The sequence below is a fragment of the Bradyrhizobium sp. F1.4.3 genome, from assembly GCF_040548375.1.
Lineage (GTDB): Bacteria > Pseudomonadota > Alphaproteobacteria > Rhizobiales > Xanthobacteraceae > Bradyrhizobium.
This window is the reverse complement of the sequence record NZ_JBEPRN010000010.1, coordinates 144,229-170,624: the sequence shown is the minus strand read 5'-3', so window position 1 is coordinate 170,624 and position 26,396 is coordinate 144,229. Positions and strand designations below refer to the sequence as shown.

The following is a 26,396-nucleotide window of genomic DNA, read 5'->3' as shown; positions in this document are numbered from 1 at the left end:
ATTAATCGGACTTAGGAGCTGAACCGTCGACGATAGTCCTGCGGTGCGGTCGCCAGCACGCGCAGGAAGCTCCGGCGCATGGTTTCCTCCGACCCGAAGCCGCAGCGCTGGGATATCCGCTTCACCGGCTGGCGTGTCTCCGAAAGCATCCGCCGGGCAGCCTCTACCCTCAGTCGCTCGATGGCGCGCAGCGGTGTTAGCCCGGTGGCTCTCGCATAGTGGCGGCTGAAACTGCGTTCGCTCATCCCGGCCTGATTGGCGAGCCTGGACAGCGAGAGGTCGCCAGCGAGATGTTTGCCGATCCAATCGTGCAGCGCGCCGAATTCGTCCTCGGCCGATTGCAGCGACAGCGCCTCGCTGAACTGCGCCTGACCGCCCGGCCGCTTGAGGAAGACGACGAGATAGCGCGCCACTGCAAGTGCGGTGGTGCGGCCCAGATCCTCCTCCACCAGGGCCAGCGCGAGGTCGATGCCGGCTGTCACCCCTGCCGACGTCCAGATCGTCCCGTCGTGCACGAAGATCGGATCGGGTTCCACGCGCACCGCGGGGAAGCGGCGCGCGAGCTCGGCACAATACGACCAGTGAGTCACCGCGCGCCGTCCGTCGAGCGCGCCCGATGCGCCGAGCAGAAATGCTCCGGTGCACACCGAGGCGACACGCCGCGCCTTCTTCACGCGCTGCCGCAGCCAATCCAGCAGCGCCGGATCGGCGGCGGCGAGGTCGACGCCCGGGCCGCCCGCGACCAGCAGTGTGTCAAGCCCGCTACCGCTGCGCGGAAGCGGGTTTGTTGCGATCTCCAACCCTGACGAAGCCGTCACGCGCGAGCGATCGTTCGCCACCACCCGAAGGACATAGGGCGCCGTTCCACCGGCTTCCACGATCTGCTCGTTGGCGGTCGCGAACACCTGGAGCGGTCCGGTGACGTCGAGCAACTGCACCGACGGATAAGCCAGCACTTCGATCACGCGCGCGGCGCCGCCCCGACCGGAGGGGGGAGCGGCGCGCGAAACGGAACTTGGCGAGAAACGAGGGGACTTTGGCATTTGCGCCACAGCGTGCCCCGTTAGGTTACGCCTGTCTAGCGTCGAATTGAGAGCAAACCCATGATCTCGCACGAGACGCATCTGCAAATCGGATCCTTGCTGTTCGACGGCCTCGACCAGATCGACCTCACCGGCCCTTTCGAGGTGCTGTCGCGCATTCCCAACGCGACCTGATCCAGCTCTACATGCAGTATGCGCCGGAGCCGCCGTTCGACAGCGGCACGCCGGAGCGCGCGCCCCGCGCCATCATCGACCAGGTGAGACGTGCCGTGGCCGATATCACCGCGCAACGGGAGGCGACCGCCCGGCGCGTCGCGGCGAAGCTCGGGATCGCCGCGTCCAATGGCTAATTCGCGAGACCTCACAATCGACCAACCAAAGGAGAGACCATGAGCACCAGGACATTTACGAAAGCCGCGCCGCCGGAATGGCTTCTCGCGATGTGGAAAGAGATCGACGACAAAACCTTCGGCAAGGGTTTTGACTGCTTCGCCGAAGACGCAATCTGCAATCTCGGCGTCGCCGACTGGCATGGGCGCGAGGCGATCCGCAACAATCTGCGGCAGTTCATCGACCGCGGCCTCACTGCACTGCACGACGTCGTGGAATACTGGGACAGCCCACAGCTCAAGATATTTCACGGCAAGGTCGCAATGCGCTTCGACGACCCCAACATCGCGCCGGTGCGACCGACGATGGTCCACTTCTTCTATATGGATGAAAAGGACCCCACCAAGGTCAAGCACTGGGTCGGAGCGGTCGGACCGACCGGATTCTAGCCGGCGCGTTGCCGAGGGAACCCGGCGGTGCAAGCTCCACCACGACAAGAAAGCCGGCCTCATCATCGGATGCGGCCGGCTCATTCCTGATCAGGTGAAGCAAACGTCGAAGAAGACGGCTTCTCCGGCCCCTAAAATTGATCGTGAAGGAATACACGATCTTGCCCGCGCGCTCGTCGTTCAAAAATCGAGGCGGCCATAGCCGGGATCAGGCCAATTTGGATCTGGCCCGCCGCTGTTTCCGGCCCATCTACCTACCTACGTATATGGCGTCCTATCCTTTGGATAGATGCCCTTTACCTCCGTACAATTGAGCCTCGAAGGCACACGCCTTAGGGTACCTGCATTCGGCGCCCCTGGCGCTGGTGGCATGGACCTCCCTGACCTTGGCGCAAGACGGCCACACCCTGTCCGGCCGTCTGCGCTATTTTTTCAGCAAGCCATCGGCGACTTGTGTATTTTCCGGCCGGCACACCGAGCCGACATACCGAGCCTTGGCGGCTGAACCTGCCGGCTTTCACGCGGAACTGGGGATTTGTGCATTATGTCTTCGTTTGAGAAGATCGCACTGTTCATCGATGGCTCCAATCTCCATGCCACCTCCAAGGCGCTCGGTTTCGATATCGATTACAGGCGTCTGCTCAGCGAATTTCACGGCCGAGGTGTATTGCTGCGGGCCTTCTACTACACGACCGTCATCGAGGATCAGGAATACTCGTCAATCCGCCCGTTGATCGATTGGCTCGACTATAACGGGTATACCGTCGTCACCAAGCTCACCAAGGAGTTCGTCGACGCCACCACCGGCCGCCGCAAGGTGAAGGGCAGCATGGATGTGGAACTCGCCGTGAAAGCGATGGAGCTCGCCGAGCACGTCGATCAGATCGTGTTGTTCTCGGGCGATGGGGATTTTCGTTCGCTGGTGGAAGCCGTGCAAGGCCGTGGCGTCCGCGTGACAGTCGTCTCTACGCTGGCCACCCAGCCGCCCATGGTCGCCGACGAGCTGCGCCGGCAGGCGGACATCTTCATTGACTTGGCGGAACTGAAGCCAAGAGTGGGGCGCGATCCGGCAGAACGGCCGGGATCGCGCGAAATGCGTCAACAACCACTGCAATTCACCGCGCGCGGAGCGATCAATCGAGGTGACCGGGTGGAATGATCCTATAGGACGAGGTCGGATCGTCAGACGTCGAAGAACACCGTCTCCTCCGGCCCCTGCAAATTGATCGTAAAGGAATACACGACCTTGCCGGCGCGTTCGCTACGCGTCGCGATCAGCGTCTTGCGGCGCACCGGCGGCTCAATCAGGTTGAGCACAGGATCGGCGGCGTTCGCAGTCTCTTCATCCGAGAAATAGAGCCGCGTGTTGAGCCCGATATTGATGCCACGCGCGACGATCCAGACGTTGATGTAAGGCGCGCATTTGCGGCCCGCCTTGTCGATGATGGCGCCCGGCTTGATGGTCTCGAACGTCACCAGCCCGCTCTCGAAATCGGAACCGGCGCGGCCCCAGCCGCGAAACTCTTCGTCCAGCGTGCCGGCAGAACGATCGGCCGGATGGTTGTAGCGGCCGGCCGCATTGGCCTGCCAGATCTCGAGAAGAACGTCCGGCAGCGGCGTACCGCTGCCATCGAGCACCCTGCCTTCGAGCGTGATGCGCTCGCCCTGCGTGTTCGGCGTCACCAACACGTTGGAGAAGTTCTTCTCAAAGATGTCGAAGCCGGCCATCGCCGGGATCAGGCCGATATGGACGTAGGGCCCGGCAGTCTGCGAGGCGGTTTCCTTGAGATAGTTGAGCGGCTGCGGCATGGCTCAGTTTCCCTCCGGGCGGTTCTCGAAATAGGTGGAGCGCTGACCGCGCAGCACGATGTCGAAGCGGTAGGCGAGCGAGTCGAACGGCGTCGAGGCGTTGAGGTCGAGCGGCGCCACGAGGCGATCGAGCGCATCCTCGTCCGCGATCGTCGTCAGGATCGGGCAGACCGGGATCAGGGGATCGCCCTCGAAGTACATCTGGGTGATCAACCGCTGCGCAAAGCACGAGCCGAACACCGAGAAGTGGATATGGGCGGGACGCCAACTATTGACGTAGTTGCGCCAGGGATAGGGCCCGGGTTTCACCGTACGGAAATAATAGTAGCCGGTGTCGTCCGTCAGCGCGCGGCCGCAGCCACCGAAATTCGGATCGATCGGCGCCAGATAATTGTCCTTCCTGTGGCGATAGCGGCCGCCGGCGTTGGCCTGCCAGAACTCGACCAGCGTGTTCGGCACGCCGCGGCCGGTCTCATCGAGCACGCGGCCGTGGACGATGATGCGCTCACCGACGGGGTCGCCGTCCTTGGCGTAGTTGCGGATCAAATCGTTGTCGAGCGGGCCGAGATCGTTGTGGCCGAACACCGGCCCTGTGATCTCCGAGACCGAATTCTCGATCGACAACAGCGCCTGGCGTGGCGAGCGCAGCACCGAGGATTTGTAGCCGGGCGCATGGGCCGGCGGGTGGATGGAGTGGTCGCGCTGGAAGAAGCCGCCGTCGCGCGGCGTGAACGGCTCGGGGCGGTTGAGGCGGGGATCCTGCAAGGCTGGCGCCTGGGCATTCATAGGCGTTGTCTCTCCCTCTTATCGGGAGATCATGAGGCCATCTATTCCACGGATAAATAGATCGATTATAATGAATTCCATGAAAGAAATCGATCATTTGGCGCTGGACGGCCACGCCCTCGAATTGTTCCTGGCCGTGCTGGAAGAAGGTTCGGTCACGGCAGCCGCGACGCGCCTCGGCCTGACGCAGTCCGCGGTCAGCCACGGCCTGAACAAGCTGCGGCGGATCGCCGGCGATCCGCTGTTTGCAAAATCCGGCCGCGGCATTGTCGCGACCGCCCATGCGCAGGCATTGGCTGCGAAGGCGCGCGCGCTGATCGACGAGATGCGCAGCTTTGCCGGCGGCTTCACGTTCGAGCCGGCGCTTGCGCAACTTTCGCTCACGATCGCCGCCAATGATTTCCAGCGCGACCTGCTGCTGCCCCGATTCTTCGGCCGTGTCGCAAAACAGGTGAAGAGCCTGAACCTGCGCGTGATCCCCTCGCAGTCGCCCTCGCCGGCGATGCTGCGCGAAAACCGCTGCGACCTCCTGATCACGCCGCTGCCGCCGTCCGGCGTCGACATCGTGCAGAAGCGCCTGCTGAGCGATCACTACGTCTGCTACTACGATCCCAAGGCGCGCGCTGCTCCGGCGAGCCGGAACACCTATCTCGCAGCGCGCCACATCACAGTGGTCTACACCGACAACGAGCGGCTCGACTTCGACCGCCGGCTTGCGGCCAACGGCTTCCACCGCGATATCGGCATTTCCGTGCCGAGCTTCTCCGGCGTGCCATCCTTCCTGCGCGGCTCGCGGATGCTGGCGAGCATGCCGAGCCTGCTGGCGTCTGGCGTGATGCGCGGCTTCGCGCATGTACACATTCCGCTCGCCTCGCGCACACGGACACTGGCTGAGCTGCCGATGTTCATGGTCTGGCATCAGCGCTATCAGAAGGACCCGGCTCATCGCTGGATCAGAGCCCAGCTCGAGAGTGTGGCCTCGGCGGCCGCGGGCGACTGACCGCGAGCCCGGCCCCGCGAAAGCCTGCCCCTCGCCAAACCCACTGGTTGTGCGCGGGCGGCCACGCTAGAATTCGTCCATGACCGTGACCGACATTGCAAGCCGGACCTACAATCACAGCTGGCGGCTGGATCCCATCATCCGCAGCCTGCTCGATACCGACTTCTATAAGTTATTGATGTTACAGATGATTCGGGAATCATACCCGAGTCAGCAGGTGACGTTCTCGGTCATCAACCGCTCGCGCCATGTGCGGCTTGCCGAGATCATCGACGAGGGCGAGCTGCGCGCCCAGCTCGACCATGCCCGCACCATCCGCTTCACCAAGAAGGAGCTGATCTGGCTTGCCGGTAACACCTTCTACGGCAAGACCCACATGTTCTCGGCGGACTTCATCCGCTGGCTTGCCGAATTCCGCCTGCCCGAATACGAGCTGCGCAAGGTGGAAGGGCAGTACGAGCTGCATTTCCACGGGCCCTGGACCCATACCACCATGTGGGAGATTCCGGCGCTCGCCATCCTCAACGAATTGCGCTCGCGCGCGGCGATGAAGGGGCGCGGCCGCTTCGAGCTCGACGTGCTCTATGCCCGCGCCAAGGCCAAGCTGTGGACCAAGGTGGAGCGGCTGCGCAAGCTGGAGAATTTGCGCCTTTCCGATTTCGGCACCCGCCGCCGCCACGGCTTCCTCTGGCAGCGCTGGTGCGTCGAAGCGGTAAAGGAAGGCCTGGGTCCGTCCTTCATCGGCACCTCCAACGTGCTGCTCGCGATGGACAACGATCTCGAAGCGATCGGCACCAACGCGCATGAGCTGCCGATGGTCGCGGCAGCGCTTGCCAAGGACGACGAGGAATTGCGCTGGGCGCCCTATCGCATCCTCGACCAGTGGCGCCAGACCTATGGCGGCAACCTCCTGATCGCGCTGCCCGACGCCTTCGGCACCAAGGCGTTCCTGCGCGATGCGCCGGAATGGGTCGCCGACTGGACCGGCTTCCGTCCCGACAGCGCGCCGCCGATCCAGGCCGGCGAGGAAATCATCAAATGGTGGGAGTCGAAGGGGCGCAGTCCCAGGGACAAGCTGCTCGTCTTCTCCGACGCAATGGACGTCGGCTCGATCGAGGAGACCTATCACCACTTCGGCGGCCGGGTGCGACTGTCCTTCGGCTGGGGCACCAACCTCACCAATGATTTCGTCGGCTGTCCGCCGGACGCCTCGATCAATCTCGATCCGATCTCGATCGTGTGCAAGGTCACGTCGGTCGACGGACATCCGGCCGTCAAGCTCTCCGACAACCCGGAGAAAGCGACCGGCATGCCCTCGGAGATCGAGCGTTACCTGCGCGTGTTCGGCGACGTTGGCCGGGTGCGCAAGCCGGTGCTGGTCTAGCCGCACCGGGCCGATTTCTCTCGATCAGGTAAACCGCGCCGGGCGAATTCGAGATGTCGGCTCACGGATGCCGTGCCAGTTCCGGTTCGGCGGTATTTGCAACGATCTGCGCCCATCCGTTTCACAACGTCTTCACCCTGCGATACAGGTCCCCACCCTTTTCAGGTCGAGTTAAGCAACTATCGCCTCTACTTGGCGTTGCAGGCTGAACGCGCCGCTTGGGTTGTTGACGATTGGGGATCGCCGGGTGTTTCGCAGGACCGCGACTGCAACGAAGGGGAGCAACTTCCTTCACGTGATCAAGCTTGTCTCGCCGTTCGTCGCAGTCGTCGTACTGCAGGCGGCGATCGCCGGATTCAGCCTCGACGTGATGTCCTCGGTCCGCGCCTATGTCGCGGGCGAAGCGATGTGGTCGCGGTCGCAAAAGAACGCCGTCTACTTCCTCAACCTCTATCTGCGCTCGGGCGAAGCGAGCCAGTTCGTGCAATACCAAGCCTCGCTCGCCGTCCCGATCGGCGACGAGTTCGCGCGCTGGGCGCTCGAGCGCGATCCGGTCGACGTCGAGACGGCCCGGATCGGCTTCCTGCAAGGCGGCAATCATCCTGACGACGTTCCGGGCTTGATCTGGCTGTTTCGTTATTTCAGCCGTGTCAGCTTCCTCCAGGAAGCGATCCGGGAGTGGGCCGCCACCGATCCCATGCTGCTGGAACTGAGTGTCTTCGGCGAGGTCATCCGGTCCGAGCTGAGGAATGGCCCCATTGAGGACAGCCGCCGTTTGAGCTTCCTGTCGTCGCGGCTCTCCGACCTGAACAGCCAGTTCACGGGACATGCCAACCGGTTCTCGACCGTCCTCGGCGAAGGTTCCCGCGCCATCAAGACGACGCTGACTTGCGTGAACATCGCCACTGCCGCGACGCTGATCCTGCTCCTGATCTTGCACACGCGGCGCCTTGTATCGCAACGTCAGGCGTTCGAGGATGCCTTGCATGCCGAGAAGGAGCGCCTTGCCTGGCAGGCCTCACACGACTGGCTGACCGGCCTCGCCAACCGCCGGGCCTTCGAGGCGCGCCTGCAAGGCGAGCTCGACCATGCCCGCAAAGGCTCGCTGGGCTTGATCCTGCTCGACCTCGACCAGTTCAAGAGCGTCAACGACAGCTGCGGCCATCTCGCCGGCGATCGGCTGCTGTGCCAGGTCTCGCGTCTCCTGCAACAGGATCGGCGTCCGCATGATCTGGTGGCGCGGCTCGGCGGCGATGAATTCGGCCTGATCCTGCCGCAGTGCTCGGCCTTCGACGCCGTCGATATCGCCGAACGGCTGCGCAAGTCGCTCGAGCTGTTCAGCTTCGCCTGGGACGATCGCTGCTTTGCAGTGACCGCCAGCATCGGCGTTGCCTGCATCGCCGACGGCAACACCACGCTCGAGCAGGCGATGCGTACTGCCGATGCCGCCTGCTATCGTGCCAAGGAAAACGGGCGCAACCGGGTTCAGGTCGACAGCCCGGGGCCGGACATCATGCTCGTCACGCCGCGGCAGCGCGAAGCTGCTCAGGCGTGAGACCGGTGGCGGTCACGAACCCTCGGACCGCCGTTCCTGCGCGTAACGCACCAGCGCCGCAAAGCGATAGATGCCGTGCACGAACTTGCCGTAAGGCATGGTGATGAACAGCGCAAACACTGCGCCAAGATGCAGCGCGAGCAGCGGCCCCATGGCGGCGGTCTCGCGCAGGAGCAAAAGCGCCAGGCCGGTAAGACCAGTGAGGAACAGCATGGCGATGAAGCCGACATCCATGCCGTAGCGCTGCTCATCGAGCAATTCAGGCGCGCGGCGCGATTTCGCGATGAACAGCCCGATCGGACCAACGATGAGGCCGATGCCCCCGAGCGTACCAAGCACGACGGGCAGATCCCACCATGGATACGGCGCCTCGCGGCCGAGCAGATAGTGATACAGCGTGGCGACCGAGGTCGCGGCAAAGCACAGCAGGAAGCCATAGAACGTCAGGTGATGGTAGAGCTTGCGCCGGTCGGTCGGCTTGTCGTCCTCGTTGTAGCAGCCGACGCCGCCGCCATGGAGATGGCGTAGCTCGCCGGCATCACGGATCGCCTGAAAGATCGAGCCGCCATCCGCGCGACCCCCGATTGGCGTGCCGATATCGCGCCAGAATGCGCGCACGCTCATCACCAGCGCCAGAATGGCGTAGAGGAACGCGGCACTGAACAGCGCGGCCATCGCGTTGTGTGGCATCAGTCTGTAGAACGCGCCGGGGCCGGTGTGGACGCCGAACAGCACGCTACGGTCGTTCAGGGCGGCGAAGCCGAGGATGAAGGCCGCCATGCTGAGCGCGGCGACGATGCTGATGACGAGGCCGTTGCGCGCAAAGGCGCCGGACAGCGCCTGCGGCCAGGCATAGGCCGCATAGGATTCGGCGCGCGCGACCGCGAGCGTCTGCGGAACGTTGACGTTGAATTCATGCGGCGGCGAGAACTGGCAATCGACGTAGCAGGCGCCGCAGGAGTGGCAGAGATTGGCGAGATAGTTGAGGTCGCCGTCGGAGAAGGCGCGACGCATCTCCATCGCCGGAAATACCGCGCACAGTCCCTCGCAGTAGCGGCAGGAATTGCAGACCGTCATCAGACGATCGGCCTCGTCCAAAATTCTAGTTCCGTGCATGTTTCGCTGCTTCCCGTCCTGCGATCCGCCCGAACACGCTGCCGATGGTCATGCCCATGCCGGCGGCGTAGCCCTTGCCGAGCACGTTGCCGGCCATGATCTCGCCGGCCGCGAACATGTTGGCCGACAGTTTGCCGTCAGCCATCAGCATACGCGCCTCCCTGGTTACGCGCGTGCCGAGATAGGTGAAGGTGATGCCGGGCCGGACCGGATAGGCGAGATAGGGCGGCGTCTCGATCCGCCGCGCCCAATGGGTCTTCTGCGGCGTGATGCCTTCGGTGCGGCAGTCGTCCAGAATGGTGTGGTCGAAGGTACCGGGCCGCACGGCGGCGTTGAATTCGGTGATGGTTTTTTCCAGCGCCGTCGGATCGAGCTTCAGCTTGCCGGCGAGTTCGACCACCGTCTGCCCCGCGATCGGCGGAAACAGCGTCGGCATGAAGCTCGTGACGACCGTTGAATCGAAGATGATGTAGGCGATCTGGTCAGGCTGCGCCGCGACCAGCCGGCCCCAGATCGCGTAACGCTTCGGCCAGATATCCTCGCCCTCGTCGTAGAAGCGCTGCGCGTGCTTGTTGACGACGATGCCGAACACGACGGAGTCGTGACGCGTGATGATGCCGCCGTCGAATTTCGGCGCCCGCGCGTCGATTGCGACCGCATGGCACTGGGTGGGATCGCCGACCTCCTGCACGCCCTTTTCGAGCAGCATCTTCAGAATCGAGCCGCGATTATAGGGCGTGCCGCGGATCAGGAAATTGTCGGCGGCCTCGCCCCAATATTGCTTCAGCCATTCGATGTTGGCCTCGAAGCCGCCGGCAGCCGCGACCAGCGATGTCGCGCGGATCTCGGTCTCACCGTGGATCGGCCGCTTGACGCGGGCGGCGAGGAACATGCCGTCCTCGATCACGAGCTCAGTGACCTCGGCGTCATATTCGACGTCGACGCCGAGCCGCTCGGCGGTCAGATAGAGCGCGTTCAGCATCGCGCGGCCGCCGCCGAGGAAGAAGGAATTGGTACGGCCGAGGCTGAGCGTGCCGCCGAGCGAGGGCTGCCAGCGCACGCCCTGCTCCACGATCCAGTTCAGGATGTCCTTGGATTCCCGGATCATGTGACGGGCGAGCAACTCGTCGGTCTGCCCGCCGGTGACGCGCAGCAGATCCTCCCAGAACTCCTCCTCGGTGTAGGGGCCGGTCAGGATCTCGGTAGCCGCGTCATGGGCGCAGCGCATGTTGCGGGTATGGCGGGTGTTGCCGCCGCGATAGAATTTTGGCGCGCCCTCGAGCACCAGCACAGACGCGCCGCCGCGCCGTGCGCTGATCGCCGCGCACAGCGCCGCGTTGCCGCCGCCGATCACCAGCACGTCGTATTTGCTGCTCATGCCGTCTGCCCGATGGGACGCCAAGTTAGAGACATTCTGCCCGCCAGCGGCCTCGGTCAATCAGTCCGCCATTGCGTACTTTTGTATACAAAGATATACAGATGCGGCGCAAGCGGCATCTCTGCATGGGCAGGATGCGCTTCGTGGTTACTGGAGTATGCATGGGTAAACGCCCGGCAAAGACAGGCGGATCGATCGATCGCGGCGCCGGCATTGCGCTCGGCGAAGCCGTGTTCCGGTCGCTCTGCGAGGCGCTCCAGGCCGGCAGCTACCGCGCCGGCGATCGCCTGCGCGAGGAAGAAGTCGCACAGCGGCTGAAGGTCAGCCGCACGCCAGTGCGTGAAGCTCTCGGCCGGCTCGCGGCGCGCGGCTTCGTCGAGCCCGCCGGCGGCCGCGGACTGATCGTCCGCAACCTCGACATTTCCGAGGTGCTCGAGCTCTATACCATGCGCGAGATCATGGAAGGCGCCGCCGCCCGGCTTGCGGCCGAGCACGCCTCTGCGCCCGAGATCGATTCACTCAGGGATATCGAGCAGGCCTTCATCGAGGCGACCGAGCACGATGCAGCCGAGATGGCAAGGCTCAACCGCGCCTTTCACGAGGCCATCTGCCGCGCCGCGCGCAACCGCTATCTGGATAATGCCTCAGGCGAGTTGCAGGACTGGATCGCCCTGCTCGGCGCCACCACCTTCACGGTGTCGGGCCGTCCCTCGACCAGCCACGGCGAGCACCAGGCCATCATCGAGGCCATCGCCGCGCGCGACGGCGACAGGGCCGAACAGCTCGCGCGCGCCCACATCCGCGAGGCGCTGCGCTGCCGGCTGAAATTGTTGCAGAAGCAGTAGCCGGATGACCCGGCCGATCAGGCCTCGAATACGCGCGTGAAAAGCCAGTAGCCGCCGAGCAGGCTGATGGCCGCCGACACGGCATAGACGAGCGTTGCCGCCCTGACCGGCTTCTCCCGATCAGTCGCGATCAGGCGGTCGAACAGGCCGAGCACCGGCAGAACGATCGCAACGATCGCGACTTGCCCGATTTCCACGCCGATATTGAAGGCCGCGAGGGCCGGCACGATCGCGTTCGTGGGCAGCCCGATCTCGTGGAGCGCACCGGCAAAACCGAATCCATGAATCAGCCCGAACAGAAAGGTCACGCGCCAGCGCTTGTCGATGTCGCGCGAAAAGAAATTCTCGACAGCCACAAACACGATCGAAGCGGCGATCGCCGGCTCCACGATGCGGCTCGGAATAACGACGAGATTCAATGCTGCCAGCGACAGCGTGATCGAATGAGCGACGGTGAAGGCCGTAACGATCTTGATGACGGGAACGAGCCGACGCGCCCACAATACGACCGCAATCAGAAAGGCGATATGATCGTAGCCGAGGAAGATGTGCTCGATGCCGGTAACGAGATAGCGTTGCACCGTCGAGGTCAGCGACGGCAACGGCGCCGACAGCGTGACGGTGGTATTGTCGGCGTCGAGCAGCGCCTGCGCCTCGCGGCCGCCCTGCGCGACAAGGACCACTTGGCGCGCAGTGGGGTCCTTCTCCGTCAGCACGTTGGAGCGGTAGATGATTTCGCCTGCGACATTGGCGCAGGAATATGTGCTGCGGAAGATAATGCCGTCGCCGTCTGCGGCGATCGTGGCATCACCGGCCGGGCACGCGGCGCCGCCGGCGCCCGTCACGGCAAGATGCCTATTCACATAGGCCAGGATCGACGGCACTGAGGCCGCCACCGCGGCGGGATCGACCGCGTCTTCGTTCGCGTCATAGACTTTCGTGCCGGCCAGCCGGTCGACGTCGCTGCCCTTGAGCGCGACCTCGACAGTCACGGTGCGATCGCCGGTCAGGGCCAGCCGCGCCGTCGACAGGTTGACCTGGTGGGCACACGCCGGCGCGCCCAGGCCGAGCAGCATCGCGGCCAGCAGCAGGACCTTCCTCCCCCTCACGATCCCGCTCCGACCGCGCGCAACAGCTCCGTCAACCGGCGCATCTCGAACTCGGCCACGGTGACGACCGCGCCGTCGGGGGCAAGACGCGCGTAGCGGTCGAGGCTGTCGGACGGTGCGCCGAATTCGAGCCTCGCCAGCGGCGCCGAGCTGTCGCGCAAGAAGACAAGCATGATGAGGCTCGGCAGGTTGAGCCCGTAGCGGGCGAGTTGCGAGGCTCCCGCAGTCCCAACGCGCGTCTCGACCGCAGTCGCATCAAAGGCGCGAAGCGCGGCGTCGATGATGCGCGCCTGCTCGGGATCGGCGGCGTGCACGACATTGCCGGCCGCATGGTTATGCTGGCTGAGATGCCGGAACCAGGTTCCGTCGGGATCGCGCTCGAAGCGGGTGAGCCTGCCCGCGAAGACGATCTCGAGCGCCCAGACCTGCGCCATCGACACCGGCAGCAACAGGCTCTTGCCGCGGCCGGCGAGACCGGTCTCGGTCTGACCGCGCAGCCGACGCGCCATGTCCGATGTGACGCGCCACTCCTCACCGACATGGCGAGGCAACAGGTAGACCGCGGGGCGCCCCGCGATCCGAACATAATGCGACGTGCTTGCCGGATTAAGCGCACCAAAGTTCACTGCGGTGGACGAGCCATCACCGGCCTCGATCACGCCGACAGTGACGGGCGGATCAAGTCCGAATGCGGCAAAACTCGTCGCCGTGAGCTCGCTGGCTGGAATCTCGCGCACGGGTCCGCTGACATTGACGAGCCGCAGCGCCGTCTCGAGATGCGACCCGAACTCGGCCGGCACGGCGCCATCCAGCCCTTCGATCGTCCATTCGCTGCCCTTGCGGAGCAAGGCGACGCCGTCACTGCCGGACCGGATCTCCACCCGCCGCACGTCCGCTGGCGCCGTTGTCACCAGCCCTTTCGGCGCAAACGCGACCTTGCTGCGCAGCTCCGGCCATTGCCCGCTTGCGATGAGCACACCAAGCAGCGCCACCAGGAGAGCAGCCAGCAGCGGCATCAGCCATTGGGCTTTTCCGCGCGTGGCCGCCTGCTCCGTCACCGCCGCCTCCACCACATCGCGATGCCGAACAGCGCCGTGCTCAGCGGCAACAGCACTTCCAGCGTGATGAAGGTGTCGCGCATCTGGCTGCTGGTCAACACGATCTCGGGCAGCTTGAAGGTCTGCGGCGCGACGCTCGGGGTGGCGTCGTCCTCGGCGAGCCAGCGCAGCAGCGCCAGCGACAGCTCGCCATCGGATACATAGGGGAAATATTCGTTGCTGGCGATCTTGCTGGTGCCGACGACCACCAGGCGGAAACGCTTGTCGGGCGATGCGCCGCCCGGCCAGGCACCTTCCAGCGCGACCGCAAGCGGCTGCGCGCCGCGCGCCGTGCCCGGCGCCTGCCCATCGGTGGCGGCGATGGCGGCCTTCGGCGAGCGCAGATAGCTATCCTGGCTGCTCGCCGCCAGCACGATCAGGCTCACCCCGGAAGGCGGCGCGGTGACCGCGATCGGCCTTGCCTGCGGAAACACGGTCAGCGCGAGACGTTTGGTGATCGGATGTGGCGGATAATAGGGCACCGCGACCTTGTCGGCGTCGGCGCGGAAATGATTGAGGGGATCGATGACGATGGCGGCCTCGGTCGACAGTCCAACCGGCTTCAGCAGCAGGCGCTCGAAATCGCCTTCGACCAGCGACAGCGGATCGAGCAGCAGCATCAGCCGGCCGCCGCCCTTCAGGTAATTGCCGAGCAGCGCAACCTCGTCGGCGGCGAAGGCCGTGCGCGGGCCGATGTCGGCGACGACGGAACAGTCGGGCGGAATGCTTGCCACGGTCGCCGTCACGATCTCGCGCATCCCGAAGCCGACCTGATCCAGGGCGAGCTGGAGCCGGTCGAGCTGTTCGGGCGCAGCTTCCAGCACGTCGCCGGCGCCAGGCGTCTCGTGCCCCCTCAGGGTCTCGACATGGCTGAAGTGGAAGTGAGAGGGAAGCGGGCGGAAGGTCTCGCCATGGCCGGTGACAAAGCAGACGGTCTCGACGCGCTTGCGCAGCACGCGCAGCGCCGCGTATCCAAGACGGGCGGGATCGGTGACGTTCTCGACCAGGACCTTGCGATCCTCGGCCTGCAACACCGCGGTGTTATAGGCGCGGACGCCGAGGTCGCGGGCAAGACCCGGCTCCTTGTCCAGATCGATGGCACGGAAGGCCAGCAGCGGATGGTTCCGCGCGGCGGTCTGGACCAGCTCCTTGACGTTGACCGCATTGGGATCACCGGCATTGTAGAAGTAGGTCAGCGCGAGCGGCGCGCGCAGCTGCGCGATCACATCGGCGAGCTGTTGCGGCGGCGTGTTGCGCCCTTCCCGGCTGACGTCGAAATGCACGTCGTGACGATAGAGCGCGACATTGGCGCCGACCACGATGACGATGGCGCCGAGCACGATCGACGCATTTGCCGCCCACGCCGACCGGTGCGATCCACTGCCACGCAGGGGAAGCCGGATCGCGAGCACGAACAGCGCAAGCAGCACCAGGAAGCACGCGACGAACAGCAGGCTGTCCGACACCGTCTCGCCAAACCCGGCAAAGCCGAGCACGCCGGCGGCGACGGCACCGGCGGCCAGCGCGAGAAGAGCGATATCGGATCTGCCGGACCGGAGCATCGGCGCCCTCACCGCCGCGCCAGCGCGCGGACCGTCAACAGCAGCGTGAGCAGGGTGACGCTGAGGAAGAAGCCCACGTCGGACAGGTAGATCGAGCCGACGGCAAAGGGACGGAAATGAACCGAGAGCGACAGGTTCACCACCAGCGTGTCCGCCGGGCTCGGCAACAGCCAGCCGAAATTGTCGATGATCCACAGCAGCAGGAACGCGCTGAGCGACACCAGCGCGGCGATCACCTGGTTGGCGGTGAGCGCGGAGGCCAATAGCCCCGTGCCGACCAGCGCCGCGCCGAACAGCAGGAGACCAAGATAGCCGCTGTAGATCGGGCCGAAATCAGGATCGCCGAACCAGGCGAGAGCAGCCGCATAGGCGCCGGATAGCAGCAGCATGACCACGATCAGGCTCATCGCAGCCGTGAATTTTGCCAGCACGATGGCGACCTCGGAAACCGGCGCCGTCAGCAGCACCTCCAGCGTCTTGAGTTTTCGCTCCTCGGCGAACAGCCGCATGGTGATCAGCGGCGCGGTCAGCATGAACAGCACGAACATCTGGAAGAAGATGTGCACCATGCTGGACTGGTGGCTGAGAAACAGCGTGAGCGTGAAGCTGTAGCCCATGATCAACAGGAACACCGTCATCAGCACATAGGCGATCGGCGAGGAGAACAGCGCCGTCTCTTCCTTCCGGAGCAGGACTGCGAAGCTCTTCATGCGGCCTCCCTCGGCCGCCGGGTGAGATCGAGGAACACGCGTTCGAGATCGGGCCGCAACTCGGTCAACTCGCGAACCGGGATTTGAGCCGCGACCAGCGCGGACACCAGGCTGGCCGCCAGCGACGGACGCCGCTCCGCTTTGATCAGGACATGCCCGGCGCCGAGATCGGGATCGGCGACGACCTCGCGTACGCCGGCGATCTCCTTCGCCGCACCGCGCACAGCGTCGTCCGAGGCATCCGTCGACAGGCGGAACGTGAGGTCCTGCGAAACGTCCTTCAGCGCGTCGGATGTGAGCATCCGGCCCTCGAGCAGGATCATCACGCGCGATGCGATCTTCTCGATCTCGGGCAGGATGTGCGAGGCCAGCAGCACGGTGTGGCGTCCGGCCAGCGACCGGATCAGGTCGCGCACGGCAATCACCTGGTGCGGATCGAGGCCGCTGGTCGGCTCGTCCAGGACGAGAACCTTTGGATCGCCCAGCAACGCCTGTGCGATCGAAACGCGCTGGCGGAATCCGCGCGACAATTTGCCGGTCGAGAGTTTCATGACCCGCGCGAGGTCGAGCCGCTCGGCGGCCTGTTCGACCGCCGCTCTCGCCTGCGACCCATGCAGGCCCTTGAGGCCGGCCATGAAATGCAGGAACTCGCCCACCCGCATATGGTCGTAGAGCGGCGCATCTTCTGGCACGTAGCTGATGGCGCGGCGCACGCCGAGGGAATCCGCCACGACGTCATGGCCGGCGACCTCGATGCGCCCGGACGTCGGCACGAGATAGCCCGTCAGCATGCGGAAGATGGTGCTCTTGCCGGAGCCGTTCGGCCCGAGCAGGCCGACGATCTCGCCCGGCTCGATCGCAAAGGAGACGTCGGTGACGGCGCGCCGCGGCCCGTACCATTTCGTCACCTGCTGCGCCAAAACGACCGGAGGCATGGAGACTGAAAACACCCATCTGGCGTGGCGCGCTCCTGATAGCGAAGGGAGCACCGAACAGAATCCCGGGCTCAGGGCCCGGAATGAGTATCCGCGTGAGACAACCTGATGGCGCGACCGGTCACTCGTAGAATTCAGGCGAGTGCTTGTGCGCCTTGAACGTATCGGGGTCGTGCGCATAGATGATGTCGGCACCCTCGGTGTCGCGCATCCGCTTCACCCAGGCGTAGGCGTCGAGCATGCCGACGGGATCATAGACGCTGCCGATGCTGGGCAGGATGTCCTTGTCCAGATTCTCCTTGAGATAGACGGCGTCGCTGGTCAGCACCACGGTGCCAGTCTTCGGCAGCCGCACGACCATGATCTGGCTGCCCGGCGTATGCGACACAGCGCGGTGGATGAAGACGCTGTTGTCGCCGAACAGGTCGAGATCGCCGTCGAGCTCGATGCTCTTGTATTTTGAAGGCATGCCGCCGCCGACGCTATTCCTCAGCATGGCAAAATCGTCGGAGATGAAGAAAGTGGCGTAGCCCGGCGCCGGCCAGAACGCATTCCGGATCTCGTCGCGCTGAAACACGAAGGTCGAGTCCAGGAACTTGCCGATATTGCCGGCATGGTCGACATGGAAATGGCCGAGCACGACATATTTTATGTCGGAGGGCTTCACGTTGATCTTGGCGAGCTGGGCGTCGATCGCGATGTCCGGATCACGGCCCGGATCAAGCGCCTTCACGAACGGGCCCCAATAGTCAGGGTCCTTGATGATCCTGTCGTTGTTGCCGCAGTCGAAAAGAACGTCGCCCTTGGGATGCCGGATCAGGAAAAACCCGACGGGAATCTGGACCTTGCCACTACTTCCGTTCTGGATGATCGACTTGTCGAGATTGAGCGCTCCCGAGCTGAAGACGTAGAGCTTCATCTCCTTCGGCGGCTCGGCAGCCGTCGCTGCAGCGGACATAAAAAAAAGTCCTGCGGCCAACGAACCAAGGACCTTCGACGCACTGACCCGCATGTCGTCCTCCCTGTTTTTCGAACGCACTTTTTTTAAGCGGATAACGCATCCTACCATAGTCTAAGACGCTTGGGCAGATCTATGCACACGAGGGGGCGAATAAATTCAACCTGCGCGCAGCGCTCGCACAGCACCGCATTTTGCTGCACCGCAATTGCGTTGGAATCACGCGACGACGTCCGCCACAATCGCCTTCACGACGTCCCGCGCGTCACCCGGCTTGAGCCGCACCTGCAATCCGCGCTGGCCGCCATTGATATAGACCTGATCGTGCGCGAGCGCGCTCTGCTCGATCACGGTACGTACCGGTTTCCGCTGCCCGAACGGGCTGATGCCGCCGACCTTGAAGCCGGTGAGGCGCTCGGCCTCTGGCGGCTTCATCATCTGCGCGGCCTTGCCGCTCACAGCGGCGGCGAGCTTCTTCATCGAGACTTCCTGATCCGATGAGACGATCACGCAGACCGGCTTGCCGTCGACTTGCGCCATCAGCGTCTTCAATACGCGCACCGGGTCCTCGCCAAGCGCCGAGGCCGCCTGAAGGCCGATACTCTCGGCGTCGGGATCGTACTCGTAGGCGTGAACGGTGAAGGCAACACCGGCGGCCGCAAGCGCGCGCGTGGCTGGGGTGACTTTGGACATGCGTGATGTCTACCACCGTCATCGCGAGCAGCGAAGCGATGACGAGGTGGTTGCACATGCCCGCCACACACTCAGCCGTCGTCCCGGCGCAGGCCGGGACCCATAACCACAGGGAGTGGTTTGGCGAAGACTCGTCGTTCGGTACTGCAACCATCCGCTATCGACCGATCACGCGGTATGGGTCCCGGCCTGCGCCGGGACGACACTGGGGAGTTGGCTAGCGCCATCCCGTCAAAGCTACAGAAACCTACTCCGCCGCGTCGCGCATCTCGGCGCGCTCGGCCCTCGCGGCGCAGAACTTGAACTCCGGGATCTTGCCGAACGGATCGAGCGCCGGATTGGTCAAGAGGTTCGCCGCCGCTTCCGCGTAGCAGAACGGCATGAACACCATGTTCTCCGGCACGTCGCGGTCGGAGCGCACCTTGACCTCGACGGCGCCGCGGCGGGTCTCGATCCGAATGAAGTCGCCGGGCGCAAGCTTCTTCTTGTGCATGTCCTTCGGTGACATGAATGCGACCGCCTCCGGCTCGATCTGGTCGAGCACCTGGGCGCGACGCGTCATCGAGCCGGTGTGCCAGTGCTCAAGCACGCGGCCGGTCGACAGCACCATCGGATATTCGTCGTCGGGCACTTCGTCCGGCGGGATGACGTGGGCCGGCACGATCTTGCCGCGCCCGCTCGCGGTCGGGAATCCCGTGGTGAAGATGATCTCGTTGCCGGGCTTGTCCGGATCGTCGACCGGATAAGTGACCGCGCCTTCGCGCAGCAGCCGCTCCCAGGTGATGTTCTTCAGCGACGGCATCAACTGTGCCATTTCTGTGAAGACTTCGCCGGAGCCGGAATAATTCCAGGGCAGGCCCATGCGCTTGCCTATTTCCTGGATGATCCAGAGATCCTGCCGCGCATCGCCCGGCGGCTTGATCACCTGGCGGGCGAGCTGCACGCGGCGATCGGTGTTGGTGAATGAGCCGTCTTTCTCGGCAAAGGCCGACGCCGGCAGAATGACGTCGGCGTGGAACGCAGTCTCTGTAACGAAGAGATCCTGCACCACGAGATGATCGAGCATGGCAAGCGCCTGGCGCGCATGCTGGAGATCGGGATCGGACATCGCGGGGTTCTCGCCCTCGATATACATGCCCTTGATCTCGCCCGCATGGATCGCGTTGATGATCTCGACCACGGTCAGGCCGCGGACGGGATCGAGATCCTGGCCCCACAGCTTCTCGAAGGCCCCGCGCATGTCGTCGCGGCCGACCGGCTGATAATCCGGCAGGAACATCGGGATCAGGCCGGCGTCGGAGGCGCCCTGCACGTTGTTCTGGCCGCGCAAGGGATGCAGGCCAGTGCCGGGACGGCCGACCTGGCCGGTGATCAGCGCCAGCGCAATCAGGCAGCGCGCATTGTCGGTGCCGTGGACATGCTGGCTGATGCCCATGCCCCAGAAGATGATCGACGATTTTGCCCGCGCATAGGTCCGCGCCACCTCGCGCAGCGTCTGCGCCGGGATGCCGCAGATCGCCTCCATTTTCTCCGGCGTGAACTCCTTGATCTTCTCCTTGAGGTCTTCAAAACCCTCAGTGTAGCCGGCAATGTACTGATCGTCGGTCAGGCCTTCGGTGATGATCGTGTTGATCATCGCATTCAGCATGGCGACGTCAGAACCAGGCTTGAACTGCAGATGCTTCGTCGCATGACGCGACAGCGTCTGCCGGCGGGGATCCATGACGAAGAGTTTTGCGCCGTTCTTGGCCGCGTTCTTGATGTAGGTCGCGGCGACGGGATGATTTATCGTCGGATTGGCGCCGATCACCCAGATCACCTCGGCATCCATGGCCGCCGAGAACGGCGCCGACACCGCGCCCGAGCTCAGGCCTTCAAACAGCGCCGCGACCGACGAGGCGTGGCACAGCCGGGTGCAGTGGTCGACATTGTTGGAGCCGAAGCCGGTGCGCACCAGCTTCTGGAACAAATAGGCCTCTTCGTTCGAGCCCTTGGCCGAGCCGAAGCCGGCCAGCGCCTTCACGCCGTTGGTGTCGCGGATCTTGACGAGCCCCTTCGCCGCGATGTTGAGCGCTTCCTCCCACGACGCTTCGCGGAAATGGGTAAAAGGATTGGCCGGATCGACCTGGTCGTTGGAATCCTTCTTCGCATTCGGCAATCGCACCAGCGGCTTGGTCAGGCGATGCGGATGATGGATGTAGTCGAAGCCGAAGCGGCCCTTGACGCAGAGGCGGTTGTGATTGGCGGGGCCATCGCGGCCTTCCGCGTAGATCACCTTCTCGTCCTTGACCTCATAGGTCACCTGGCAGCCGACGCCGCAGAACGGGCAGAGCGAATCCACTTTCTTGTCGGCATAGGTGACGCGGGTCTGGTTGTCGTCGAGCATCACCGCCGGCATCAGGGCGCCGGTCGGGCAGGCCTGCACGCATTCGCCGCAGGCGACGCAAGTGGACTCGCCCATGGGATCGTCGAAATCGAATACGATTTTCGAGCCATGACTACGATAAGCCATGCCAATGACGTCGTTGACCTGGACCTCGCGGCAGGCCCGCACACACAGCCCGCACTGGATGCAGGCGTCGAGATTGACGCGCATCGCCGGATGGCTGGCGTCGGTCTCCCACCGCTCGGCGGCAGGAAAACGGCTTTCGGTGACGCCGGTGGTCTCGGCCCAGTGCCAGAATTTCGAATCCGGATCGTGCGAGGTCTCGCGCGCCGGCTGGTCGGCGACCAGCAGCTCCATCACCATTTTTTGCGCAGCAACTGCGCGCGCGGACTCGGTCTTCACCTTCATACCAACTGACGGCGTGCGCTTGCAGGATGCCGCCAGCACGCGCTCGCCCTCGATCTCGACCATGCAGGCGCGGCAATTGCCGTCGGGGCGATAGTCCGGCGCCGGTGAATAGCAGAGGTGCGGAATCTCGCGGCCCTGGCGCTGCGCCACCTGCCAGATCGTCTCGCCGGCATTGGCTTCGACCTGCTTGCCGTCGAGCTCGAACGTAATTCTGGTCATTCAGCCGCTTCCTTGAACTCGTCAGGGAAATATTTGATCACGGTGGCCAGCGGATTCGACGCCGCCTGTCCGAGCCCGCAGATCGAGGCATCGCGCATCGCCTGGCTCAATTCTTCCAGCAGCGCGCGGTTCCAGACCGGCTTCTGCATCAGAACCGCCGCCTTCTGGGTTCCGACGCGGCACGGCGTGCACTGGCCGCAGCTTTCGTCCTCGAAGAACTTCATCAGGTTCAGCGCCGCCGCACGCACGCTGTCCTTTTGCGACAGGATTACGATCGCGGCCGAGCCGATGAAGCAGCCGTATTTTTCAAGCGTGCCGAAATCGAGCGGGATGTCGTCCATCGCCGCCGGCAAAATGCCGCCGGACGCGCCGCCCGGAAGATAAGCATAGAACTGATGGCCGTCGGCCATGCCGCCGCAATATTCGTCGATCAGCTCGCGCACCGTGATGCCGGCGGGCGCCAGCTTCATGCCGGGATTCTCGACCCGGCCCGAGACCGAGAAGCTGCGCAGGCCGTGACGTTCATGCCGGCCGTTGCCCGTCCACCAGTCGGCGCCCTTCTCGACGATGTCGCGCACCCACCACAGCGTCTCGATGTTGTTGATCAGCGTCGGCAGGCCGAACAGGCCAACCTGGAACGGATAAGGCGGCTTGTGCCTGGGCAGGCCACGCTTGCCCTCGATGCTTTCGAGCAGCGAGGATTCCTCGCCGCAGATGTAAGCACCGGCGCCACGACGCATGTGCAGCGTCGGTCCGCCCGCCGGCAGCTTTGCAAGCTCGCGCTCGAGGATCGCGCGCGCCGCCGGATATTCGTCGCGCAGATAGATGTAGATGTCGCCCGCCTGCACCACATGCGCGCCGATCAGCATGCCCTCGATGAAGCGATGCGGATCGCTTTCGAGATAGACGCGGTCCTTGAACGTGCCGGGCTCACCCTCGTCGCCATTGATCGCCATCAGCCGCGGGCCGGGCTCCCCTAACACCGCGCGCCATTTGCGCCCCGTCGGGAAGCCGGCGCCGCCGAGGCCGCGGAGCGAAGCGTCGTCGAGCGCCCTGAGGAGATCGTCTTTCGGCAATTCGCCGGAGAGCAGCCGGTTGAGCAGTTTGTAGCCACCGCCGGCGACATAGGCGTCGTAGTCGATATATGTCGGCAGATGCGCATGGGTATCGGCGGCCTTCGCCGCCGCCAGCACATTGGCGACGGTCGCATGGTCGACGAAATTGTGTCCGACTTCCGCGGCGGGTGCGGTGTCGCAGCGGCCGACACAGGGCGCGCGAACCACGCGAATGCCAGGGCCCGATGTGCTTTGCAGATCTTCCAGCAGCTTCTCGCCACCGAGCATTGCGCAGGTGAGCGAGTCGCAGACGCGGATGGTGAGCGGGGCGATATCCGGCTCGCCTTCCTTCACCACGTCGAAATGCGCGTAAAAGGTCGCGGTCTCGAACACTTCGGCGAAGGCGAGCTTCATCTCGTCGGCGAGCGCGGCAAGATGCGCGGCCGAGATCTGGCGATATTTGTCCTGGATCAGGTGCAGATATTCGATCAAGAGGTCGCGCCGCCGCGGCTTGTCGCCGAGCAGCTGCTCGATCTCATGCGCGGCGGCGGGATCGACCTGCCGTCCCTTGGGCGTGGCCTTGGCCCGCCGGCGCCCCTGGCCCGGATGCTCGAATTCTCTGATCTTGTGAACGTCGTCGTTGCTGCTCATGGAAACGTCGCGTTCTCCTCAAAACCGCGATAACATCGGACCGCATCGCCATCGCGATCAGCCCGCATTCCCGCATGATCGTCCGGACGAACGGTTCCCGTTTTTCCTCGGATCAAGCCTTGGTCGAAGCGACTCTAATCTCTGGTATGCCAGACGCCAAGAGAATTTAGAACGTCTCTATAGTCATTTAAGGGCACGGCAGCGCCGCTACCACGCCCCTGCTGAACCGTTGATATCGGGGAACCGAATCTCAGGTCTTTTCCATGCACTCTTCGATATAGAACCAGCGGTCATCGCCGATCAGGCCCTTGCCCTTCACCTCGGCGCGGCACGCCTTCAGCTTGGGCTTGTTGGCCGACCACTTCGCCTTCATGTCCTTCAGCTTCTGCATCGTGAGCTTGATCTTGCCCGGCGGCTTGGCGCCGGTCGTCGCAGCCGGCGCCGTTGTCGCGGGTGTCGTTGCTGTCTGCGCGGACGCGGTATGGAGGCCCGCGGCCAGCAACATGGCGGCAAGGCAGATACGGGTGCGAAGCATTGGAATCCCCCTAAGTCCCATTCTCAATTATTGGACGGTGAACGCCGCAGGAAGCTGAACACGAGCTTCCCGCGGCGGTGTGGGTTTGCGATCAGAAGATCTTCACCGCGCCCTCGAGCGTCTTGTACACGCCCCAGGCCAACGGGACTGCAACGAACAGCCAGAACAGCGCGGCCTTGCCGTCGAGGCCTCCCGTGCCGATCCCGAACGAGCCGGTCTGCTGTCCGGCGCTTGCTCCGGCAGTCGACGCTTGGAGTTTCGTCACCTCGGCTTCGCTCATGTACCACTTCGGATCGACCGGCTTGATCAGGTAGTTGCAGATCAGGCCGGCGATCAGCATCGCGCAGAGAATGTACATGGTGGTGTTGTAGAGCTGGTCACGCGGCACGCCCGCCGCGAGCTGGAACTCGCGGATGTAGTTGACCACGACGGGGCCGATGATGCCTGCGGTCGACCATGCCGTCAGCAGCCGGCCGTGGATGGCGCCGACGAACTGGGTCCCGAACATGTCGGCGAGATAGGCCGGCACGGTCGCGAAGCCGCCGCCATACATCGACAGGATGATGCCGAAGCCGAGCACAAATAGAAGCTTCGAGCCCATCGCCGCGAAGGTCGGCGCGAGCGCATAGAGCACGATGCCGAGCAGGAAGAACGTGTAGTAGGTGTTCTTGCGGCCGATATGATCCGACAGCGAGGCCCAGAAGAATCGCCCACCGATATTGAACAGCGACAGCAGGCCGGCAAAGCCGGCGGCGATGCCTGCGATCTGCGCCTTTTGTGCGGCATTCAACGCGTTGAAGCCGACGTCCGGCAGGCCGATCAGCTTGCCCGCGAATATCTCCTGCAGCATCGGCGAAGCCATGCCGATCACGCCGATGCCTGCCGACACGTTCAGCGTCAACACCCACCAGATCAGCCAGAATTGCGGCGTCTTGTGCGCATTGTCGAGATGGACGTGATGCTCGGAGATCATCGTCTTCTTTTCGTTCGGCGGCGTCCAGCCCTCAGGCTTCCAGCCGGGCGGCGTCACCCGATAGGCAAAGGCTCCGATCGTCATGAAGACGAAGTAGACCACGCCCATCACGACGAAGGTCTGCCAGACCCCGACATCCGTCGCGCTCTTGAAATAGTTGATCAGCAGATTGGCCAGCGGCGCGCCGATCATGGCACCGCCACCGAAACCCATGATGGCCATGCCGGTCGCCATGCCCCGGCGATCCGGGAACCATTTGATCAGCGTCGACACCGGCGAGATGTAGCCGAGGCCGAGGCCGACTCCGCCGATCACGCCGGCTCCGAGCCACATGATCCAGAGCTGATGGACGTAGATACCGAAGGCGCCGATCAGGAGTCCGCCGCCCCAGCAAAGCGCCGCAACGAAGCCTGCCTTGCGCGGGCCGGCACGTTCAAGCCAACCGCCCCATATTGCAGCGGAGACACCGAGAAGGACGAAGAACAGCGTATACATCCACCCGAGGCTCGCGACCTTCCAGTCGCAGGTCGTGGTGAAAAGTTCCTGCCAGAGCGAGATATCCGGACAGGCCTTTGGCGCGGTCAATCCGATCGCGCGTGACAGCGGCAGCCAGAACACGGAGAAGCCGTAGGCCATCCCGATACACAGATGGATGCACAGCGCGGCCGGCGGCACCAGCCAGCGATTGAAGCCGGCCTTTGCGACCGTGTGCTCGCGATCGAGAATTCCCGTGCCAGCTCCCGAAAGTCTCTCAGCGCCTTCAACTGTAGCCATGAATTCCTCCCCTGCAGCCGCCCTTCTGAGCAAGCCTGCCGCTACCATCCTGTTCCTCAGCCCGTTGCGGTGCAGCCAGCTGTCCCTGCTGCTCTGCACAATCATCCGACGCGCGCCAGGATCGTCACGCGTCTGAAACGTTAACCCCTCGAGCGGGGCGCTATGCCCGATACGACGTGCAGGCTTCGTGAATATGGCCCGCTGGATCCGCGCATCGCAGACGAGACTCAACCTCCGCGCCTGCACGGGTAAAGTCAATTTGGGCAGAAGCCATGATCGATGTCGATAGACAAAAGGTCGGTATCAGCGCGGTAACGCGCTCAAGAACGCAGCGCAGCATTGGCGCTGCCTATCGAACCATTCGTCTTTTCTATCAAGAACACGATGCGCGCGTCGTTGCGCTCGGTGATCTCCACCTTGTCGCCGGTCTCGCGGATCAGGTTCGGAATGTCAATCACCGACAAGGGATCGGTGCAGTGCACCTCGAGCTGATCGCCCGGCTGCAACGGTTTCAGCGCCTTGCGCGTCTTCAAGGCGGGCAATGGGCATTTCAGGCCGGTGAGATCAAGCGTCGTTCTGGTCGTTGTTCTGGTCATGGGCGCAACATGGCGGGAGGGATCGATGGCGTCAACGCGC

24 protein-coding genes are annotated in these 26,396 nt (G+C 64.1%); 7 read left to right on the top strand and 17 right to left on the bottom strand.

Annotated features, from left to right (window positions below; genetic code table 11):
• Positions 1-11: 11 nt before the first annotated feature.
• Positions 12-962 (bottom strand): GlxA family transcriptional regulator, encoded by a 951-nt coding sequence (locus ABIB73_RS24500; RefSeq protein WP_502918456.1) that lies wholly within the window; start codon positions 960-962, stop codon positions 12-14.
• A gap of 266 nt (positions 963-1,228) precedes the next feature.
• Between ABIB73_RS24500 and ABIB73_RS37635 the strand changes: the two genes are divergently transcribed.
• The 3 genes from ABIB73_RS37635 to ABIB73_RS24485 all read left to right on the top strand — a co-directional run bounded on the left by ABIB73_RS37635 (position 1,229) and on the right by ABIB73_RS24485 (position 2,981).
• On the top strand, positions 1,229-1,393 hold the full coding sequence (locus ABIB73_RS37635) for a hypothetical protein (protein WP_502918455.1): 165 nt from the start codon (positions 1,229-1,231) through the stop codon (positions 1,391-1,393).
• Positions 1,394-1,432: 39 nt separating this feature from the next.
• Positions 1,433-1,822: a nuclear transport factor 2 family protein gene (locus ABIB73_RS24490; protein ID WP_354228149.1), complete on the top strand. Its 390-nt coding sequence runs from the start codon at positions 1,433-1,435 to the stop codon at positions 1,820-1,822.
• A 544-nt stretch (positions 1,823-2,366) separates the two neighbouring features.
• Positions 2,367-2,981 (top strand): LabA-like NYN domain-containing protein, encoded by a 615-nt coding sequence (locus tag ABIB73_RS24485; RefSeq protein ID WP_354228148.1) that lies wholly within the window; start codon positions 2,367-2,369, stop codon positions 2,979-2,981.
• 23 nt (positions 2,982-3,004) lie between these two features.
• On the opposite strand, the gene pcaG is transcribed toward ABIB73_RS24485, so the two are convergent.
• Together pcaG and pcaH are read right to left on the bottom strand one after the other, a co-directional pair.
• On the bottom strand, positions 3,005-3,631 hold the full coding sequence (gene pcaG / locus ABIB73_RS24480) for a protocatechuate 3,4-dioxygenase subunit alpha (RefSeq protein ID WP_354228146.1): 627 nt from the start codon (positions 3,629-3,631) through the stop codon (positions 3,005-3,007).
• 3 nt (positions 3,632-3,634) lie between these two features.
• Complete coding sequence (gene pcaH / locus ABIB73_RS24475) at positions 3,635-4,417, bottom strand: protocatechuate 3,4-dioxygenase subunit beta (RefSeq protein ID WP_354228144.1); 783 nt, start codon at positions 4,415-4,417, stop codon at positions 3,635-3,637.
• A gap of 70 nt (positions 4,418-4,487) precedes the next feature.
• Between pcaH and ABIB73_RS24470 the strand changes: the two genes are divergently transcribed.
• The 3 genes from ABIB73_RS24470 to ABIB73_RS24460 all read left to right on the top strand — a co-directional run bounded on the left by ABIB73_RS24470 (position 4,488) and on the right by ABIB73_RS24460 (position 8,356).
• Positions 4,488-5,417, top strand: coding sequence for a LysR family transcriptional regulator (locus ABIB73_RS24470; protein ID WP_354228142.1), 930 nt, complete (start codon positions 4,488-4,490; stop codon positions 5,415-5,417).
• Between the two features lie 79 nt (positions 5,418-5,496).
• Complete coding sequence (pncB, locus tag ABIB73_RS24465) at positions 5,497-6,801, top strand: nicotinate phosphoribosyltransferase (RefSeq protein WP_354228140.1); 1,305 nt, start codon at positions 5,497-5,499, stop codon at positions 6,799-6,801.
• A gap of 247 nt (positions 6,802-7,048) precedes the next feature.
• A complete protein-coding gene (locus tag ABIB73_RS24460; protein WP_354228138.1) occupies positions 7,049-8,356 on the top strand; it encodes a sensor domain-containing diguanylate cyclase in 1,308 nt (435 codons plus the stop codon).
• A 12-nt stretch (positions 8,357-8,368) separates the two neighbouring features.
• Here the strand turns inward: ABIB73_RS24460 and tcuB are convergent, their stop codons facing one another.
• Positions 8,369-9,472 (bottom strand): tricarballylate utilization 4Fe-4S protein TcuB, encoded by a 1,104-nt coding sequence (gene tcuB / locus ABIB73_RS24455; RefSeq protein ID WP_354228136.1) that lies wholly within the window; start codon positions 9,470-9,472, stop codon positions 8,369-8,371.
• Positions 9,459-10,850: an FAD-dependent tricarballylate dehydrogenase TcuA gene (gene tcuA / locus ABIB73_RS24450; RefSeq protein ID WP_354228134.1), complete on the bottom strand. Its 1,392-nt coding sequence runs from the start codon at positions 10,848-10,850 to the stop codon at positions 9,459-9,461. The genes tcuB and tcuA overlap by 14 nt, the downstream gene beginning before the upstream one ends.
• A gap of 161 nt (positions 10,851-11,011) precedes the next feature.
• Here tcuA and ABIB73_RS24445 point away from each other — a divergent pair, with 161 nt between their 5' ends.
• Positions 11,012-11,695: a GntR family transcriptional regulator gene (locus tag ABIB73_RS24445; protein WP_354228132.1), complete on the top strand. Its 684-nt coding sequence runs from the start codon at positions 11,012-11,014 to the stop codon at positions 11,693-11,695.
• 17 nt (positions 11,696-11,712) lie between these two features.
• Here ABIB73_RS24445 and ABIB73_RS24440 read toward each other — a convergent pair whose 3' ends face one another.
• From ABIB73_RS24440 to ABIB73_RS24385, 12 genes are all read right to left on the bottom strand, one after another.
• Positions 11,713-12,804, bottom strand: coding sequence for a HupE/UreJ family protein (locus ABIB73_RS24440; RefSeq protein WP_354228130.1), 1,092 nt, complete (start codon positions 12,802-12,804; stop codon positions 11,713-11,715).
• Positions 12,801-13,862, bottom strand: a complete 1,062-nt coding sequence (locus ABIB73_RS24435) for a DUF4340 domain-containing protein (RefSeq protein ID WP_354228128.1) — start codon at positions 13,860-13,862, stop codon at positions 12,801-12,803. Before ABIB73_RS24435 ends, ABIB73_RS24440 begins: the two co-directional genes overlap by 4 nt.
• Entirely contained in the window at positions 13,859-15,463 is a 1,605-nt protein-coding gene (locus ABIB73_RS24430; protein WP_354228126.1) for a Gldg family protein, read from the bottom strand. The genes ABIB73_RS24435 and ABIB73_RS24430 overlap by 4 nt, the downstream gene beginning before the upstream one ends.
• 8 nt (positions 15,464-15,471) lie before the next feature.
• Positions 15,472-16,173 (bottom strand): ABC transporter permease, encoded by a 702-nt coding sequence (locus ABIB73_RS24425; RefSeq protein ID WP_354228124.1) that lies wholly within the window; start codon positions 16,171-16,173, stop codon positions 15,472-15,474.
• Complete coding sequence (locus tag ABIB73_RS24420) at positions 16,170-17,108, bottom strand: ABC transporter ATP-binding protein (protein ID WP_354228122.1); 939 nt, start codon at positions 17,106-17,108, stop codon at positions 16,170-16,172. The genes ABIB73_RS24425 and ABIB73_RS24420 overlap by 4 nt, the downstream gene beginning before the upstream one ends.
• Positions 17,109-17,229: 121 nt before the next feature.
• Positions 17,230-18,066 (bottom strand): N-acyl homoserine lactonase family protein, encoded by an 837-nt coding sequence (locus ABIB73_RS24415; RefSeq protein ID WP_354228120.1) that lies wholly within the window; start codon positions 18,064-18,066, stop codon positions 17,230-17,232.
• Positions 18,067-18,285: 219 nt separating this feature from the next.
• Entirely contained in the window at positions 18,286-18,759 is a 474-nt protein-coding gene (gene ybaK / locus ABIB73_RS24410; RefSeq protein ID WP_354228118.1) for a Cys-tRNA(Pro) deacylase, read from the bottom strand.
• Positions 18,760-19,006: 247 nt separating this feature from the next.
• The gene (fdhF, locus tag ABIB73_RS24405; protein WP_354228116.1) at positions 19,007-21,772 is read right to left on the bottom strand and encodes a formate dehydrogenase subunit alpha; all 2,766 of its coding nucleotides are present in this window, start codon (positions 21,770-21,772) and stop codon (positions 19,007-19,009) included.
• Positions 21,769-23,478: an NADH-ubiquinone oxidoreductase-F iron-sulfur binding region domain-containing protein gene (locus ABIB73_RS24400; protein ID WP_354228114.1), complete on the bottom strand. Its 1,710-nt coding sequence runs from the start codon at positions 23,476-23,478 to the stop codon at positions 21,769-21,771. The genes fdhF and ABIB73_RS24400 overlap by 4 nt, the downstream gene beginning before the upstream one ends.
• Positions 23,479-23,728: 250 nt before the next feature.
• Entirely contained in the window at positions 23,729-24,013 is a 285-nt protein-coding gene (locus ABIB73_RS24395; RefSeq protein WP_354228112.1) for a hypothetical protein, read from the bottom strand.
• A 91-nt stretch (positions 24,014-24,104) separates the two neighbouring features.
• On the bottom strand, positions 24,105-25,760 hold the full coding sequence (locus tag ABIB73_RS24390; RefSeq protein WP_354228110.1) for an OFA family MFS transporter: 1,656 nt from the start codon (positions 25,758-25,760) through the stop codon (positions 24,105-24,107).
• Positions 25,761-26,080: 320 nt separating this feature from the next.
• Positions 26,081-26,356, bottom strand: a complete 276-nt coding sequence (locus tag ABIB73_RS24385) for a sulfurtransferase TusA family protein (protein WP_354228108.1) — start codon at positions 26,354-26,356, stop codon at positions 26,081-26,083.
• Positions 26,357-26,396: the final 40 nt, after the last annotated feature.

Bases quoted from the DNA above. Each gene is read 5' to 3' on its own strand.
- ABIB73_RS37635 (WP_502918455.1), top strand. From the start codon at position 1,229: ATGCAGTATGCGCCGGAGCCGCCGTTCGACAGCGGCACGCCGGAGCGC.
- ABIB73_RS24490 (WP_354228149.1), top strand. From the start codon at position 1,433: ATGAGCACCAGGACATTTACGAAAGCCGCGCCGCCGGAATGGCTTCTC.
- ABIB73_RS24485 (WP_354228148.1), top strand. From the start codon at position 2,367: ATGTCTTCGTTTGAGAAGATCGCACTGTTCATCGATGGCTCCAATCTC.
- pcaG (WP_354228146.1), bottom strand. From the start codon at position 3,631: ATGCCGCAGCCGCTCAACTATCTCAAGGAAACCGCCTCGCAGACTGCC.
- pcaH (WP_354228144.1), bottom strand. From the start codon at position 4,417: ATGAATGCCCAGGCGCCAGCCTTGCAGGATCCCCGCCTCAACCGCCCC.
- ABIB73_RS24470 (WP_354228142.1), top strand. From the start codon at position 4,488: ATGAATTCCATGAAAGAAATCGATCATTTGGCGCTGGACGGCCACGCC.
- pncB (WP_354228140.1), top strand. From the start codon at position 5,497: ATGACCGTGACCGACATTGCAAGCCGGACCTACAATCACAGCTGGCGG.
- tcuB (WP_354228136.1), bottom strand. From the start codon at position 9,472: ATGCACGGAACTAGAATTTTGGACGAGGCCGATCGTCTGATGACGGTC.
- tcuA (WP_354228134.1), bottom strand. From the start codon at position 10,850: ATGAGCAGCAAATACGACGTGCTGGTGATCGGCGGCGGCAACGCGGCG.
- ABIB73_RS24445 (WP_354228132.1), top strand. From the start codon at position 11,012: ATGGGTAAACGCCCGGCAAAGACAGGCGGATCGATCGATCGCGGCGCC.
- ABIB73_RS24430 (WP_354228126.1), bottom strand. From the start codon at position 15,463: ATGCTCCGGTCCGGCAGATCCGATATCGCTCTTCTCGCGCTGGCCGCC.
- ABIB73_RS24425 (WP_354228124.1), bottom strand. From the start codon at position 16,173: ATGAAGAGCTTCGCAGTCCTGCTCCGGAAGGAAGAGACGGCGCTGTTC.
- ABIB73_RS24420 (WP_354228122.1), bottom strand. From the start codon at position 17,108: ATGCCTCCGGTCGTTTTGGCGCAGCAGGTGACGAAATGGTACGGGCCG.
- ABIB73_RS24415 (WP_354228120.1), bottom strand. From the start codon at position 18,066: ATGTCCGCTGCAGCGACGGCTGCCGAGCCGCCGAAGGAGATGAAGCTC.
- ybaK (WP_354228118.1), bottom strand. From the start codon at position 18,759: ATGTCCAAAGTCACCCCAGCCACGCGCGCGCTTGCGGCCGCCGGTGTT.
- fdhF (WP_354228116.1), bottom strand. From the start codon at position 21,772: ATGACCAGAATTACGTTCGAGCTCGACGGCAAGCAGGTCGAAGCCAAT.
- ABIB73_RS24400 (WP_354228114.1), bottom strand. From the start codon at position 23,478: ATGAGCAGCAACGACGACGTTCACAAGATCAGAGAATTCGAGCATCCG.
- ABIB73_RS24395 (WP_354228112.1), bottom strand. From the start codon at position 24,013: ATGCTTCGCACCCGTATCTGCCTTGCCGCCATGTTGCTGGCCGCGGGC.
- ABIB73_RS24390 (WP_354228110.1), bottom strand. From the start codon at position 25,760: ATGGCTACAGTTGAAGGCGCTGAGAGACTTTCGGGAGCTGGCACGGGA.
- ABIB73_RS24385 (WP_354228108.1), bottom strand. From the start codon at position 26,356: ATGACCAGAACAACGACCAGAACGACGCTTGATCTCACCGGCCTGAAA.